12 protein-coding genes are annotated in these 15,541 nt (G+C 62.3%); 5 read left to right on the top strand and 7 right to left on the bottom strand.

Features of this window, described 5'->3' with window-relative positions; all coding sequences use genetic code 11:
- Positions 1-7: 7 nt before the first annotated feature.
- From ACX3P0_RS16670 to ACX3P0_RS16655, 4 genes are read left to right on the top strand one after another with little or no spacing between them, the layout of a single operon-like run.
- Positions 8-313, top strand: coding sequence for a sarcosine oxidase subunit delta (locus ACX3P0_RS16670; RefSeq protein WP_459081378.1), 306 nt, complete (start codon positions 8-10; stop codon positions 311-313).
- Positions 313-3,291 (top strand): sarcosine oxidase subunit alpha family protein, encoded by a 2,979-nt coding sequence (locus tag ACX3P0_RS16665; RefSeq protein WP_459090147.1) that lies wholly within the window; start codon positions 313-315, stop codon positions 3,289-3,291. Before ACX3P0_RS16670 ends, ACX3P0_RS16665 begins: the two co-directional genes overlap by 1 nt.
- Positions 3,284-3,910 carry a sarcosine oxidase subunit gamma gene (locus ACX3P0_RS16660; RefSeq protein ID WP_459081380.1) on the top strand — a complete coding sequence of 209 codons (627 nt, stop codon included), beginning with the start codon at positions 3,284-3,286 and terminating at the stop codon, positions 3,908-3,910. The genes ACX3P0_RS16665 and ACX3P0_RS16660 overlap by 8 nt, the downstream gene beginning before the upstream one ends.
- 60 nt (positions 3,911-3,970) lie before the next feature.
- Positions 3,971-4,282: a hypothetical protein gene (locus ACX3P0_RS16655; RefSeq protein ID WP_459090145.1), complete on the top strand. Its 312-nt coding sequence runs from the start codon at positions 3,971-3,973 to the stop codon at positions 4,280-4,282.
- 13 nt (positions 4,283-4,295) lie between these two features.
- Here the strand turns inward: ACX3P0_RS16655 and ACX3P0_RS16650 are convergent, their stop codons facing one another.
- The 6 genes from ACX3P0_RS16650 to ACX3P0_RS16625 form a co-directional block, all read right to left on the bottom strand.
- On the bottom strand, positions 4,296-4,697 hold the full coding sequence (locus ACX3P0_RS16650) for a group II truncated hemoglobin (RefSeq protein ID WP_459081382.1): 402 nt from the start codon (positions 4,695-4,697) through the stop codon (positions 4,296-4,298).
- A gap of 42 nt (positions 4,698-4,739) precedes the next feature.
- Positions 4,740-5,105, bottom strand: coding sequence for a BRA0787 family protein (locus ACX3P0_RS16645; protein WP_459081383.1), 366 nt, complete (start codon positions 5,103-5,105; stop codon positions 4,740-4,742).
- A 281-nt stretch (positions 5,106-5,386) separates the two neighbouring features.
- Positions 5,387-7,096: an APC family permease gene (locus ACX3P0_RS16640; protein WP_459081384.1), complete on the bottom strand. Its 1,710-nt coding sequence runs from the start codon at positions 7,094-7,096 to the stop codon at positions 5,387-5,389.
- 526 nt (positions 7,097-7,622) lie between these two features.
- Entirely contained in the window at positions 7,623-9,608 is a 1,986-nt protein-coding gene (locus tag ACX3P0_RS16635; RefSeq protein WP_459090143.1) for an ABC transporter permease, read from the bottom strand.
- Positions 9,605-10,633: a quaternary amine ABC transporter ATP-binding protein gene (locus ACX3P0_RS16630; protein WP_459081386.1), complete on the bottom strand. Its 1,029-nt coding sequence runs from the start codon at positions 10,631-10,633 to the stop codon at positions 9,605-9,607. The genes ACX3P0_RS16635 and ACX3P0_RS16630 overlap by 4 nt, the downstream gene beginning before the upstream one ends.
- Positions 10,634-10,734: 101 nt before the next feature.
- On the bottom strand, positions 10,735-11,688 hold the full coding sequence (locus tag ACX3P0_RS16625; RefSeq protein WP_459081387.1) for an ABC transporter substrate-binding protein: 954 nt from the start codon (positions 11,686-11,688) through the stop codon (positions 10,735-10,737).
- A 189-nt stretch (positions 11,689-11,877) separates the two neighbouring features.
- Between ACX3P0_RS16625 and torR the strand changes: the two genes are divergently transcribed.
- Positions 11,878-12,585, top strand: coding sequence for a two-component system response regulator TorR (torR, locus tag ACX3P0_RS16620; RefSeq protein ID WP_459090141.1), 708 nt, complete (start codon positions 11,878-11,880; stop codon positions 12,583-12,585).
- Here torR and torS read toward each other — a convergent pair.
- Positions 12,582-15,527 (bottom strand): TMAO reductase system sensor histidine kinase/response regulator TorS, encoded by a 2,946-nt coding sequence (torS, locus tag ACX3P0_RS16615; RefSeq protein ID WP_459090139.1) that lies wholly within the window; start codon positions 15,525-15,527, stop codon positions 12,582-12,584. The two genes, torR and torS, sit on opposite strands and share 4 nt — an antisense overlap.
- Between the last annotated feature and the right edge of the window lie 14 nt (positions 15,528-15,541).

Here is a 15,541-nt window from a genome sequence, read left to right as displayed (position 1 = left end):
ATCAGGAATGCGTATTGCATGCCCATTTTGCGGCGAGCGGGAGAACGGCGAATTCACCTATCTGGGGGATGCCAAGCCGAAGCGCCCGGCCATGGTCGCACGGGACGCCACCACCGATGCGACGGCGGAAGTGGCTGCCTTTTATGACTATGTCTACCTGCGCGACAACGTCGCCGGCGAGATGAGCGAATACTGGTATCACGGCGGCGGCTGCCGCTCGTGGCTCGTCGTCGAGCGCAATACGCTGTCGCACGAAATCTCGGCCATCCGGGCTGCGCCCGGTGCAGGCGCGGCCAAGGCGGGTTCAAAATAATGGCAGCACAATCCAATCGCCTCGCCAAAGGCGGGCTGATCGACCGCAACGCGCCGGTCAACTTCACCTTCGACGGTGCGGCGATGACAGGCTTTGCCGGCGACACGCTGGCCTCGGCGCTGGTCGCCAATGGCGTCAAGCTGGTTGGCCGCTCGTTCAAATATCACCGTCCGCGCGGCATCCTGACCGCCGGGCCGGAGGAGCCGAACGCGCTGGTCGAACTGCGCAGCGGCGCGCGCAAGGAAGCCAACACCAAGGCGACCACGATCGAGCTGTATGACGGCCTGATCGCGCAAAGCCAGAACCGCTGGCCTTCGCTCGGCTTCGACGTGATGGCGGTCAATTCGCTACTGTCGCCCATCTTCGTTGCCGGCTTCTACTACAAGACTTTCATGTGGCCGGCGAAATTCTGGGAAAAGCTCTACGAACCCGCCATCCGCCGTGCCGCCGGTCTCGGCATGACCAGCGGCGTCCCCGATCCTGACCACTACGACAAGGCATGGGCGCATTGCGACGTGCTGGTCGTCGGGGCGGGGCCGACCGGACTGGCTGCTGCCCTTGCCGCAGGCCGCACTGGCGCCCGCGTTATCCTGGCGGAAGAAGACCCCGTACCCGGCGGCCGATTGAATTCGGACGGCGGCGAGATTGACGGCACGCCGGCGAGCGTCTGGCGTGTCGCGACGCTGGCTGAACTGAAGTCCTTGCCGAACGTCCGCATCATGACCCGGACATCGGTCTTCGGCGTCTATGATGGCGGAATCTATGCCGCGCTGGAGCGGGTAAACGATCACCTTGCCGAGCCGCCGGCACATCAGGTCCGGCAACGTCTGTGGCGCATCATCGCCAAGCGCAGCGTGGTCGCAGCAGGTGCGGTCGAGCGCCCCATCGTCTTTTCCGGCAATGACCGCCCCGGCGTGATGATGGCGTCGGCAGTGCGAACCTATATCGAGCGGTTCGCGGCGGCTCCGGGCAAACGGCTGACGCTGTTCACCAACAATGATGACGGCTGGAAAACGGTGGAGACGGCCATGCGAGCCGGCATCGAGATCGCGGCAGTCGTCGATTCACGCGACGCCGTGCCGGACCGCTGCCGCGCGTTGGCGCAGAGCGGCGGTTTTGCCATGCATCATGGCACCGTCGCCGACGTTCACGGCGGCGCCAAGGGCGTAAGCGCCATCGAAGTCGCGCTGGCAAATGGCAGCCGCGCTGAAGTCGCAGCCGATGTGCTTGCCATGTCGGGCGGCTGGAATCCTTCCGTCGGCCTGTCTTCGCATCATCGCGGCCGGCCTAGATGGCGCGAAGACATCGCCGCCTTCGTGCCGGACGACTCTCCCCCCGGAATGACCTCTGTGGGTGCGGCCAATGGCGATTTTTCACTCTCCGCCTGCTTGCGCAACGGCCACCAGGCCGGAATTTCGGCGGCTTCGGAGTGCAGTCGTACCGGCAATGCAGGAGAAGCGCCGAGCGCTGCCGACGAGAGCATTTCCGTCGCGCCGCTCTGGCATGTCGCAGGCAAGCACAAGGCTTTTGTCGATTTCCAGCACGACGTGACGGCGTCCGATATCGCGCTGGCGCAGCGGGAAGGCTTCGAGTCGGTCGAACATCTCAAGCGCTACACGACGCTCGGCATGGCTACCGACCAGGGCAAGAATTCGAATGTCACCGGTCTGGCGATCATGGCCGAACTCACCAAGCGCTCGATCCCGCAGACAGGTACGACGATCTACCGCCCGCCGCAGGTGCCGGTGGCGATCGGCGCGCTAGCCGGCCATCACCGCGACGAGGCATTTCATGCCACGCGGCTGACGCCGTCGCATCATTGGGCGGCGAAGCGCGGTGCGGTATTTGTCGATACCGGCCTGTGGAAGCGCGCGCAGTGGTATCCGTTAGCCGGCGAAAACGACTGGCTGACATCCGTCAGCCGCGAGGTACTGGCGGTGCGCAACGGCGTCGGGTTCTGCGACGTCTCGACGCTCGGCAAGATCGACGTCATGGGGCGCGACGCCGCGATTTTCCTTGACCGCGTCTATGTCAACGCCTTTTCGTCGCTCGATGTCGGCAAGGCGCGCTATGGCCTGATGCTGCGCGAGGACGGCATCGTCATGGACGACGGCACCACCTCACGGCTGAGGGAAGATCACTATTTTCTGACCACCACCACCGCCAAGGCCGGCCCGGTGATGCAGCATCTCGAATTCTGCCGGCAGGTGCTGTGGCCGGAACTCGACGTGCAGCTGACCTCGTGCACCGACCAGTGGGCGCAATTCTCGATTGCCGGGCCCAAGACCCGCGACCTGCTGCGCGCCATCGTCAACCCTTCCGAGGACCTGTCCAACGAAGGCTTCCCCTTCATGGCCGCGCGTGAGGTCGCGTTGCGCGGCGGCTTGAGGGCCAGGCTGTTCCGCATCTCGTTCTCCGGCGAGATAGCCTTCGAGATTTCGGTTCCGGCCCGCTACGGCGAAGCCATGGCGGCCAATCTGATGATTGCCGGCGCACCGTTCGGCGTGATCCCCTACGGCACCGAGGCGCTGGGTGTCATGCGTGTCGAAAAGGGCCATGTCGCCGGCCCCGAACTCAACGGCACGACGACCGCTGGCGATCTTGGTTTCGGCAAGATGGTGTCGAAGAAAAAGGATTTCATCGGCCGCGTCATGGCCGAGCGCGAAGCGCTGGTGGCAATGAACCGTCAGGTCGTGGTTGGTCTCAAGCCGGTCGACACGACGCGGCGGCTGCGCTCGGGCGCCCACATCATTCCCAAGGGCGCGCCGGTCGGTCCGGATACGGATCAGGGCTACGTCACTTCCGTCTGCCACTCGCCGATGCTGAACCAGTGGATCGGCCTCGGGCTGGTCGAGCATGGCCGCGAGCGCATTGGCGAGGTCGTTCGCGCCCACGACCCGTTGCGCGGCGAAGATTACGAAGTCGAAATCTGCAGCCCGGTTTTCTACGACCCGGAAGGAGGCCGTCAGCGTGGCTGATTTCACCTGGACCGTTCGCTCTCCGTTGCAGCATGCCGCCATTGCCGGCCGCTACGGCGCCGCCACGCAAAAGCCGGGGATCACCCTGTCGGAGGTGCGCGCTTTCGACCTCGTCCTCATCTTCGCCCGGCGCGGGAAATGGGCCGCGACGGCCAAGGCCATCAAGGCGGATTTCGGCGTTGCCGCCCCATCCGCGCCCAAGGCGGTGGCCGGCAAGGACATAACGATCATCTGGTCAGGACCCGATCAGGTCATGGCGCTATCGCCACGCCAGGGCGCGATTTTGCCGCTGGACCGGCTGCATGACACGTTCAAGGGCATCGCTTCGCTGTCCGACCAATCCGACGGCCGGGCGCTGATCCGTATTTCCGGCACCGACGCTCGAAAGACGCTGGCCAAGATATCGTCGCTCGATTTTCACAACGACACCTTCCCGGTCGGCGCGGCAGCGACCACTTCGATCGATCACACGACGGTCAATCTGTGGCGTTCGGCGGATGCCGCCGACGGCTCGCCGGTTTTCAACCTGCTGGTCTTTGCGAGCTTCGCCGGCAGCCTGTGGCACACGATCTTCGATGCTTCGGCCGAATATGGCGTCGAGGTGCCGGAAATTCGGTGACCTTACGCGAAATCCGGCTACCGTTCGCGGCTTGCAGGATAGGCATAAAGGCAGACGAGCATGAACACCCCGGCCATCAAAAATCAGGCCCTCGAAGGCGAAATCGGCATCCTGCAGCGCCGCAGGATCGAAGCCGCCATCATCGCTCCCATCTATGAGGGAATGGTCCGCGAGATCGGCGAGAAGCGCGCCCAAGCCATCCTCGACGAGGCCATCAGCCCAGTGGCCAAGGCCAAATACGGCATGGCCAAACGCGATGCCTTATCTAGAGCATCGGACCGAAAAGTGGAATCCGGTTTTCGGATTATTCCGATGCTCACTCAAAGTATTAGATCGTCCTTTGTGCGCCCGATAGGGCACACGGCGATCTAGGTGCCCTGCCCGGCTACATGTTGATGGTCGTGTCGGCGGCGTGCGTCAGGTGCGCCATGAGAACATCAGCCGTCTCGGCGGGGATCGCGGTGCGGACAATGGCTTTGCGCATACAGTCCAGCCAAACGTCGCGCATCTTCTGATCGATCGGGATGTATTCGTGGATCTCGCGCAAGCGCGTATGGCCATGTCTTTGCAAATAATGGCGCGGGCCGCCCAGAAACCCTGACAGATAGTCGAATTGCTCGATACGGGAATGGGCGACGCCATGCCCTCGAAGATGCAGCAGATGCAGTTCGTGTGCTTCTGGATCCTGCTCGATAATGTCGTAGAATGCCTGAACCAGTTGATCGAGCCCCTGTTCCGAGCCGACCATCTCGTAGAGCGATCGCGTTCTCGGCGCCAGTGCTGTCATTCCATTACCCTCCTCTGTTTCGGCCAACCATGCCGTGACCTTCTACGCTTGGTGCATGGCCAGCACCCGATAATCGGATGCCGCAAACGAGACCAGCCGCTCACGGCACAGTGAAAGCATGCGGATCGCGCCCGGCGCATATATATCCTCTTCCGCGAGTTGGGGAATGCCGATCATCGACCGGGCCGCTGCCCTGAGGGCATCCCGGGTCCGCTGCGGCATGATATCGGTGCATTCCGCCAATCTGGAGAAAATGGCAGTCACCGGCACGATGTTGCCTTCGATGGCTATCGTCGGCTCGATCCCGTCGCGCGGCCAGTCCGCCACTATCTCCAGCGCTTCGTGAAAAGCTTCATGCAGCATGATCGAGGCATGGCCCTGGTGAAGCACGGGCAAAACATCCGCCATCAGTCGTCTCCTCCAACTCGCCGGGCGATCTGTGGGATTGGTGACCTGACACATCGCGTATCCCGGCCTATCCATTCTACAGACGGTCGCTTGAATTACAAGAAACTTTGTTGCCCATCAGGCATACATGTCGATTCGACACAATGACGCATGTGTACCGCAGGCTGTTCGAGCAGTTTCGCACCCGGCATGTGTCGGGCCTCGTCTTTTCACGACAAAGCTTCGAACAGAAAAAAGGCCGGCGCGTGCGCCGGCCTTTTTTCATTACCCAGGCCATTGGTTCAGATGACGAAGAACCAGTTCGCAAAAAGCACGACCGCCAAGCCGCCGACTAGCGTCAGATAAGGCAGGATACCCGCCTTTCTGGTGGTGAGATCCGCCTGGCGGATACCGAGATCGTCCAGCATATGTTCCGGGAACTTCCCGCCATCCTGGATGTAGTGCCGATAATAGAACACCGGAATGATCAGGGAAGCCGCAATCAGGCCGGCCCATAGCGCCCAGGGGTTCCACACCTTGGCTCCGGCCCCCATGAACATGGCGTTCACATAGGACAGGATGGCGCCGATGGCGATCATGAAGGTCGGCGCGCGCCACGGCCGCTTGATGTGGCCATTGTCCATACGATGGATCCAGCCGGAGTTCAGGTTGAGGAAGTTGAAGATGATGTAACCGCAATTCGAAACGGCGAGGATGAAGAAGTAGCTCGTCGCGTCGGCTGCGGCGATAGCCAGCAGGAAGAGATTGAAGACAAGGTCGGTCCACATAGCGCGGGTAGGCGCGCCGTGTGTGTTGACGTGGGAAAGGTAGCGCGGCAGCCAGCCGTCGACGGAGCCCTGATAAAGTGTGCGCGAGGAGCCGGCCATCGCCGTCATGATCGCAAGCATCAGGGCGAGGATCATCAGCATGACCATGACGCTGGTGACGAAGCCGCCGCCGCCGACCATCTGCGCCATAGCCTGCGCTACGCCGGAGCCGTCGACGATCGGGTCCGCCAGCATGCCGTTCAGCCCGAGGACGCCCTGGAAGGTGAATGGCACCAGCGTGTAGAGAATAAGACACAGCAAGCCCGAATACAGGATAGCCCGTACGGTATCGCGGCCAGGGTCTTTGAATTCACTGGTGTAGCAGATCGCGGTTTCGAAGGCGTAAGCCGACCATGCCGCGATGAACATGCCGCCGAACACCAGCGTCCAGCCCGATATGCTCCATGTGCCGGCTCCCGGCGAATAGGCTTCAGCAAGCGGCACCAGCGGCGTGTAGTTCGCCCAGTTGATCTGGCCGGTAAGTATCGGCACGATGCCGACGATCAGCATCGGGATGATGACGAGCAGGCCGATATATTTCTGGACACTTGCGGTGCCGAGGATGCCCCGATGCTGGATGGCGAAGGTGATCAGCATCAGCACGACGCCGATCCAGAACACCGAGTTGAGCGAGAAACTGACCGGCCCAAGCGAACCCTGGAAAGCCGTCCATGTGCGGATGGCCGGCGTGGCGCCTGCCGTTACGGCGGCGATGGCATCAGCCACACTGGCACCGGTATTGGCGGCAAGATACTGGACGACGTCCGGCGTCGCTTCCGTGATCAGCGGGATCGGAGCCAGCGCATTGAGGATGTAGGCCGCGGCGATGGAGCAGCCCAGCGACAGGACCGGCGTCCACGCCAGCCAGTTGCACCACACCGAAAGCGGCGCGATGAATTTGGAATAGCGCAGCCAGGCGGTCGCGCCGTAAACCGAAGCGCCGCCTGACTTGGACGGAAAAAGCCCGGCGATCTCGGCGTAGGTGAAAGATTGGATCAGGCCGAGGCAGATCGATGCCATCCAGATAACGAACGCCAGCGTGCCGGTGGTCCCGGCGATGCCGCCGATCGAGAAGAGGACCAAGGCAGGCACGCCGCTCGCCACCCAGAAAGCACCGTGCCAGTTGATCGTTCGATGCAGAATGTCGCCGCTGCCAACAGCCGCGACGTCCGTGTGTGCGCTCATCACATCCCCCATTGGTTGCAAGGCTTCTCCGCGCTTGGTGGCGGCGGCCCACTTTCCTGTTAGTCTTGTTTTTTTCCCATGGATAAAATCCACTCGTTCTCTGCTGACGTCAAGCTTTTTGTCGCAGGTGACTCCGAAAGATCGGTGTTGAGCAATTCCAGTGTTCGTCGTCAGAGTTTTTGAGACTTTAGACGGACCGATTTAGCGGAGGCTCTGGCTCATCTGGGTTGGCATTTTAAGCGGCTGCTTTGCGATGCTGAACAGCGCCGCGGGGGTGTCGGCGATCTCGCCTCCACACATTACGAGACGGACGTGCCCAGTCTCAGGCGAACATGTGGTCTAGGTTATGAGCCATGCGAGCTACCGGGCTGCTCTATCCTGCTGAATTGCGATCCACCTTGTCGGCTAGTGGCATTGGTCCAGCGCGACGGCTACGACCTTATATGGTCCCAGCAACTCAACCACTTCATCGGGCGCTTGGATTGCGAGGTCAATCCTCAGTGCCTTCCAGCCGTCAGCCATTTCCTCACGCGAGGCCTAGCAGGCGCTTTCGTTTCGTCGCCCATGCGGTAATCAACTGATCGGCCGTCAGGCCCATGAACGCCACGCACAGGCCGAGCACCAGCCCCTTGCCGGCGTCGTTGAAGGTCAGCGCGCGGAAAATTTCCTGGCCGAGATCCTTGGTCCCGATGAAGGCCGCGATAATGACCATGAACAGCGCGAACATGATCGTCTGATTGATGCCGAGCATGATTTCGGGAATGGCCAGCGGCATGCGGATGTTCCACAGGAGCTGCCGCTTCGTGCATCCCGACGTGATGCCGGCCTCGATGATCTCGGCGGGCACGTTGCGCAGGCCGAAGATGGTATAGCGAACGATCGGGATCATGGCGTAGATCACGACCGCCGAAATGGCGGCGACGTCCCCCACCTTGAACAGCATGATCACGGGGATCAGGTAGATGAACGACGGGAACGTTTGCAGGGTGTCGCACAAGCCGTTGACGATTTGCGCGCGCCTCGCGCTGCGCGATGCCCATATGCCCAGCGGCAGACCGACCAGCAGGCAGACCGCCAAGGCGACCGTGACCATATAGGCGGTGATCATCGATCGGTCCCAGAACCCGGCGAAGGCGACGAACAGGATGAACCCGGAAACGACCAGCACAAGCCGGGCACCGCCCAGCGACCATCCGGCGATCGCCACCAACGCGACCAGCGCCGTCCACGGAATATGCTGGAAAAGATCCCGGGTCGGGATCAGCACGTAAAGCAGCACCCCATCGCGGAAGAACTGCAGCGGAGCGTAGAACGTGGTCGTGAACCAGTCGATCATCGCCTCCCAGATCGGTGCCGTGCTTATCGTCAGGTCAGCCGGCCATGTCCGGGCATAAGGCACCAGAAAGGCGAGCGCGGCCGTTGCAAGAATAAGGGCGACGGTCAGCGTCAGATGCGGATAGCGTTTCCAGAACGGACCGGGGACCGGCCGTGCCGGCTGCTTGTAGGCGGCGGCCCGGCTAAGTTGGTCGAGCACGATCGCCATCAGCACGATTGCAATGCCGCTTTCCAGCGCCTGCCCGACCTTGAGCGATTGCAAGCGGAAGAGCAGGTCCTGGCCGAGCCCCCTCGCTCCCACGAAAGCGGCGATGACCACCATGGCCAGGCACTGCATGATGACCTGGTTGATACCGACCAGCAGGGCCTGCCTGGCCGCCGGTATCTCGACCATGAACAGCATTTGCAGCCGGGTGCAGCCGGCCATCCTGCCGGCTTCGCGGATTTCCTCGGGAATACCCCGGAGGCCCAGGATGGTAAGCCGCGCCATCGGCGGGACGGCAAAAGCGATGGTCGCGATCGCTCCCGCTTTGTGTCCCACCCCGATGAAGATCGCAATCGGTATCAGGTAGGAGAAGTGCGGCAGTGACTGCATGACGTTCAGGAACGGTACGAGCAGCCCTTCAAACCACTTTTTCTTAACCGCGACGATGCCGAGGCCCATGCCGATGATCGCAGCGATAGGCACTGCGACAAGCACCACCGACAGGGTGATCATCGAAAGCTCCCATTTGCCGAAGATCGCCATATAGACGACCCCGCCGGCAGAAAGCACCCCAAGTGCTGCTCCCTTCAGGTGCCATCCCAATATACCCGCCAGCCCGGCGATCATGATCCACGGCAGCGGCGGCAAGCCGAATTTGGGAAAGCCGGTGGCCAGCAGCCCTTCCATGAACACCAACGGCCAGTTGATCACCTCCGCCACCGCGCGGGTGACATCCCTGACCGTGAACAGGCCCAGAATCTCGTAGCGGCGCATCTGATCGAAAGCCGCGTTCATCCAGTCGATGAAGGGGATTGCCCAGCCCGCCGGAACCTGGATCGCCCAACCGGGCAGAAGCGGTATCAGCAGCAGGATAGTGACGAATGGCAGGACGACGATCGCCAGTTTGGCAAGGCCGGCCATTCGGTTGGCTTCGCCTATCGCGCGCGAGGCGGGGGCGGCCAACGCAGTCACGGATGCATTTCCTTGCCGTAAAGGGCATCGATGACGGCTGGCCTGCCCAGGGCGCCGACCAGCACGCCCTGTTCGTCGACGACGTCGATCGGCTCATCGCAGGAAAGGACCTGGCGCGCGACATTCACCAGCCGGGTCCGGCTCTGGAGCGCGCCGGGCTGCGGCGCCCGTCCCGTCGCGGGCGCCATGACGGATGCGACAGACAGGAACTGGTCGCGCGGAACCTCGCGGGTGAACTCCGCCACATAAGGCGTCGCGGGCCGCGTGACGATTTCCTCGGCAGTGCCTATCTGCTCAACCACGCCGTCCTTCATGACCGCGATGCGATCGGCAACGCGGATGGCCTCGCTGAAATCGTGGGTGATGAAGAGGATGGTCTTGGCGAGCATCTGCTGAAGGCGCAGGAACTCGTCCTGCATTTCGCGGCGGATCAAGGGATCGAGAGCGGAGAAAGGTTCGTCGAGGAACCAGACGTCCGGTCCGACGGCGAGCGACCGGGCGATGCCGACGCGCTGCTGCTGGCCGCCGGAGAGTTCGCGAGGGTAGTAGGATTCGCGGCCGTGCAGGCCGACCAGTTCCACGACCTCGCGCGCGCGCGCTTCGCGTTGCTGCCGGCCCATCCCCTGCACCTGAAGCGGAAACGCCACGTTCTCGAGCACGGTGCGGTGCGGAAGCAGGCCGAAATTCTGGAAAACCATTCCCATCTTGTGCCGGCGAAGTTCAATCATTTCGGCGTCGGAGGCCGCGAGCAGGTTCTTGCCCTCGAAGATCACCTCGCCGGCCGTTGGCTCCACGAGCCGGGCGAGACAGCGCAACAGCGTCGACTTCCCCGATCCCGACAGCCCCATGACCACCAGGATCTGGCCGGGCATGATGTCGAGCGACACGTCCTGCACGGCCGACACATAACCGCTGGCGCGAATGGCTTCCGCCGACGGCTTGCCGCCATGCTGCCGCAACAGGCCCTTGGGGTCGCCCCCGTAAAGCTTCCAGAGATTGCGGCATGAAATCTTGGCTTCGGTCATCACGGTCTCCGCTGTCGATGGCGACGGCTCATGGCGTATGTCCAAACGGAGCGCCGGCACGCGGATGCCGGCGCCCCGATGGGAGCGATGCTGGCGTGGCCTTAGTTGGCCGCCTCCAGCCACACCTTCCAGCGGCTTTCATTGTCGGCCAGCCATTTGTCGGCGGCAGCAGCCGGCTCCATGTTGTCGATGTCGGCAAGTTTGGCCTGAACGGCGACGTCCATATTGGTGAAGTTGATCTTCTGAAGAACCGCGTAGGCCTTGGGCCATTTGTTGGGGAATTCCTTCCAGACGCCGATCTTCAGATAGCCGTCCTTCGGATTTCCGCAGTCGTAGGCCAAGTCCTTGTTGGTGCCCCAGGACGGATCGTCCTTGCACTTGGGATCGAAGGCCGGGAACTCCACAAACTTGCCCTCATAGAGCGCTTCGATGAAGTTAGGCGTCCAGTTGAAAAGGACGATGGGCTCCTTGCGCTTCTCGGCAGAGTCGAGTTCCGCCCACAGAGCGGCCGCCGAACCGGCATTGACCACTTCGAAGTTTATGCCGAGCGCCTTGACCCGTTCTTCGTCGTGCTTCAGCCAGTCGACGGGGCCGCCGAGGAACCGCCCCTTCGGGCTGGTTTCGGCCGTCGAGAACTTTTCCGCGCAGGCGTTCAGGGCTTCCCAGGCGGGCAGGCCGGGGCAGATTTCCTCGACATAGCTTGGATACCACCATTCTTCGCGGGTCTTGGCGTCGTGAGTCCCGGCGTCGATGACGCAGCCTTCATCCACGACCTTCTGGAAGGCAACGCCGTAAGCGCCTTCCCATACTTCGTTGGCGAGATGGATATCGCCTTCGCAGATGGCCGTGTAAACGACCTGGCTGTCGGAGGATACATACTCCACAGTTGCGCCGGTCTTCTCCAAAAGCTTGCCGAAAATGTGCGCGCCGACGATCTGGCTTGACCAGTTGTGCGTCGGAATCTTGATGACGTCCGTGGAATCTTCCGCAAATGCCGCCCCCGCAAGCAGCGTGAAAGCTGTCGCCAGGCATGTGGACCGGATAAGTTTCTTCACCGAGTTCTCCCCACTTATTTTGTTGCTCCTCTTCGCCGGCAAGTAGGACAGCCAGGATCAGTGGATGTCCGTTTCATTCCCAGCCCTGCAACCATAACCGGGACTCGTGAACCGGTGTCGGTGGCTAAGTAAAATCTATGGTCTGGTTTGTGAAAATATGTTAACAGGCGTGTCGGGGAGAGATGCACCATGCCGGTTCAACATCATATCGTCGTCGTCGAAGACGACCCGGTGACGCGGTCCAAGCTCGCCAGCTATTTTGCGGCCGAAGGCTATCTCGTCAGCGAAGCCGCCGATGGCGGCCAGATGCGTGCCATCATCGAGCGCCATCCGGCCGATCTCCTGCTGATCGATATCAACCTGCCGGGGGAAGACGGGTTGAAACTGACGCGCGAACAGCGCGAGCACTCGGATGCCGGCATCATTCTCGTCACCGGAAGGACCGACACCATCGACCGGATCGTCGGGCTGGAGATCGGAGCCGACGACTATGTGACCAAGCCGGTCGAGCACCGTGAACTTCTTGCCCGCGTGAAAGGCCTCCTGCGCCGCCTCGGCCACAACCGGCATAGCGGCGGCGCGTCGGGCCTGCGTTGTTTCGACGGCTGGGCGCTGGATGTCTCGCGCCGCACCTTGCGGGCCGAGGACGGCGTCTATGTCGAGATGACGCGCGCCGAATTCAGACTGCTGGCCGCCCTGACCTCCAATCCCGGCCAGGTGCTTTCGCGCGAGCGATTGCTGCATGAAATTTCAGGAAGGGACTGGGACCCGAGCGACAGGACCGTCGACGTGATCGTGCGACGCGTGCGCAAGAAGCTCAAGGACAATCCCCGCTCTCCCCGGATCATCGTCACGTCTCACGGCGAAGGCTACTTTTTCGCAGCGAACGCAGCCTAGCGGGTCCCGACTGCTCCGTCAGTTTCCGTGGGTTGGGTAGCCAGTTCCTCCCACTGCCGCACGCCCTCTGCGAAAGCCTCCTCGCAATCGGCAACCATCCGGCCAAGTTGCGGAATTGGACGCCGGGCACATCCTGTCTCAAGCGCCTCGGCACTCTGCAAAAGCCGCAGGAAGCCGATCGAGCCCGCCGCGCTACGTGTCGAGTGGGCCAGGTCCCGGAGCGCCTGCCGATCCTCGACCCGCAAGGCTTCGCCCATCAAGCGGAACCGGCGCGGAAGGCTGTCGCGGGCTATGTCCTGCAAGCGCCTGACGGTTTCGATGCCCAGGGCGTCGATATCGGCCGCATAGATCGACGCATCCAGCGCGGCGGCGACGGGTGCCGGGGAAGGCGGCTCGCCCGACAGCGCCGCAATCGCTTCCAGCAGCCGCTCGCGATCGATCGGCTTGGCGACGAAAGCATCCATGCCGGAGCGGAGATGCCGCTCCACGTCCTCTTTGAACACATGCGCCGACATCGCGATGACCGGCAACCCCGGACGGTTCGAGGCGATGCGCAGGCGCTTTGCCGTCTCCATTCCGTTCAAGTCCGGAAGGCTGATGTCCATGACCACGATGTCAGGCGTAAATGTCGCAAGCGCCTCCATGGCGAGATGGCCCGATCCGACGGACTTCACGCAGTGCCCAGCCTTTGACAGGATGGTTTGGGCAACCAGGCGCGTGGCATCGTCGTCTTCAACCAGGAGAATGTTTTGAGGTGAGGAACTGCGCCACTCTCGGCCAGGGCCGTCCGTTGCCTGTGGCAGCGCGCCGGTCGCGGCTTGTAGCGGCATGGTGAGGGTGAACGTGCTGCCTCGGCCGATCTCCGAAGTGAGCGTAAGGTCCGCGCCAATCAGCTTGGCGAGATGCCGGCTGATGGCAAGGCCAAGCCCGGTGCCGCGGAAGCGCCGGGTAATGGAAGCGTCTACTTGCAGAAACGGCTGGAACACATCGTCCAGATGGTCGGCGGAAATGCCGATGCCGGTATCGGCGACCGTCACGCGCACCATTTGACAAGCCTCGCGCGCGCTTTCCAGTTCCACGGCGACCCGCAGGCCGCCCTTGTCCGTGAACTTGATCGCGTTGCTGACCAGATTGAAGATGATCTGGCGTATCTTGCCCACGTCGGCATGATGAAGAGGCGCCAGCCGGCAGTCGACATCAAGCGTCAGGTCGAGCCCCTTTTCGGCGGCGGTCGGCTGCATCAGGGCCGCGATACCCTCCATCAGGGACCCGAGCGCAAAATCGACCGGCTCGACCACGACCGTTCCCGATTCGATTTTCGAATAATCGAGAATGGCGTTGAGAATGCCCAGCAACGCCTCCCCGGAACTGGCCAAAATGGACAATTGCTTGCGCTGCCCCGGATCAAGTTCCGAATCCGCCAGCAGACTCACCATCCCCAACATGCCGGTCATCGGCGTGCGGATTTCATGGCTCATAGTGGCGAGGAAGGCCGACTTTGCATTGCTTGCCTGCTCGGCATGTTCGCGCGCCTCGGCATGATCGACGACCTCCCGGCGCAGGCGCGTATTGGTCAGCCTGATCTGCTCGGTCTGCTCCTCTACCAGTTGTTGAAGCTCCTCGCGGTGCCGCCGCAGTTCCTCGGTGATGCGCGCGCGCTCGTTTTCCAGACGCAGGCGCTGCTGCGATTCGTCCCTGAACCTATTGACGGCGATGGCCATCGCCCTCAATTCACCCTCGCCGGTCTCCGTCACGCTGACGGCGAGATCTCCGGCGGTCAACCGCTGCATGGCCCGTGAAAGGTCGCGCAAGCGGCGAACCAAGCCTTGTTCGACGTAAAACCAGACGATCGCCCCCGAAACCAGGATCGCGCCGATCAGGGCAGTCAGCAGCACATAAAGGCCGAGTTGTACCGCGTTATCCGCACGGCTGGCAGTGGCACCGGCGAATTCGCTCGCCTGCCTCAAAATTTTGCTGGCTACCGCATTCAGGCTCACCGAAAGATCGCTATTGGCCTGGGTCAGCGTTTCCAGCGTGCCGGCGAGTTCAACCATATCCTCGCGGTGCCCGAAAATGGTCCCGGAGACGGGAGTGTTGCCAGCCGAGGTCTCTATCGCCGCGAGGAAGTCTTTGGCCTGTGCGCGCCGGACCGGATCGTCGATGCTTGAAACCCTGCGGCGAACAACCCGCAGATTCCCTTGGTAGACGGCACTTATTTCATTGATCTCCTCCGACGTCTGGGCCCGCGTCAGGCGATTGATGAGCAGGTTTATCTGGGCGCTGCGGTGGCGCAACTCATACATCCGCTCCATCAGGTAGATGTCGTGTTCGATCAGACGATCGACGGCACGGTAGGCATCTTCCTTGCGCGCCGGATCGCCGATCAGATCGTAGAGGTTCGCCGTAACGGCGGACGCCCCGGCCGACGCATTGGATACCAGCGTCTCGGCGAGCAGGAAAATCGACTGTGCGGCATTGGCCGCCTTGTCGGCCCGGTCGCGATAGGCGCGTTCCAGATCGAGGCGGCGACGGACAAGGTCCTCCTGGCTTTTGAGATTGGCCAGCATCTTTTCCACCGACCTGGAGAACTCCTCGACCAAATCGGGGGCGATCGACAATTGCCTGACGTCCTTGAGCGACTGGCTTATCTCGAGAGCGAGGCTGGAGAGCTTGGCCTGCTCGACCTGCAAGCCGGGGCGGGAGCGGACCACGGTAAGCGCGGGGGCCATGGCGACCAGCCGCGCGCTGAGCTCAGCGGTTCGCTGGGTGGCCCCGACCGCCGGCAAGGCCTGTGCATTGACCATGGACTGGGCCAGCGAGATATGGCGCAGGATCAGCCAGCCGGCCACGCCCGACGAAAGCGATAACGCAGTGATGCACAAGAAGGCGAAGAACAGCCTTCCGCCTATGCCAAGCCCGCGAAATGCCTTTCGCACAATCATGGTTTGCCCGATCC

The sequence above is a fragment of the Mesorhizobium sp. A556 genome (assembly GCF_054489545.1).
Note: the sequence above shows the minus strand (reverse complement) of the source record. Positions and strands in the feature narration are given on the sequence as shown.

Excerpts from the sequence above, each read along its gene's own strand:
- ACX3P0_RS16670 (WP_459081378.1), top strand. The coding sequence starts at position 8 with ATGCGTATTGCATGCCCATTTTGCGGCGAGCGGGAGAACGGCGAATTC.
- ACX3P0_RS16665 (WP_459090147.1), top strand. The coding sequence starts at position 313 with ATGGCAGCACAATCCAATCGCCTCGCCAAAGGCGGGCTGATCGACCGC.
- ACX3P0_RS16655 (WP_459090145.1), top strand. The coding sequence starts at position 3,971 with ATGAACACCCCGGCCATCAAAAATCAGGCCCTCGAAGGCGAAATCGGC.
- ACX3P0_RS16650 (WP_459081382.1), bottom strand. The coding sequence starts at position 4,697 with ATGACAGCACTGGCGCCGAGAACGCGATCGCTCTACGAGATGGTCGGC.
- ACX3P0_RS16645 (WP_459081383.1), bottom strand. The coding sequence starts at position 5,105 with ATGGCGGATGTTTTGCCCGTGCTTCACCAGGGCCATGCCTCGATCATG.
- ACX3P0_RS16640 (WP_459081384.1), bottom strand. The coding sequence starts at position 7,096 with ATGAGCGCACACACGGACGTCGCGGCTGTTGGCAGCGGCGACATTCTG.
- ACX3P0_RS16630 (WP_459081386.1), bottom strand. The coding sequence starts at position 10,633 with ATGACCGAAGCCAAGATTTCATGCCGCAATCTCTGGAAGCTTTACGGG.
- torR (WP_459090141.1), top strand. The coding sequence starts at position 11,878 with ATGCCGGTTCAACATCATATCGTCGTCGTCGAAGACGACCCGGTGACG.
- torS (WP_459090139.1), bottom strand. The coding sequence starts at position 15,527 with ATGATTGTGCGAAAGGCATTTCGCGGGCTTGGCATAGGCGGAAGGCTG.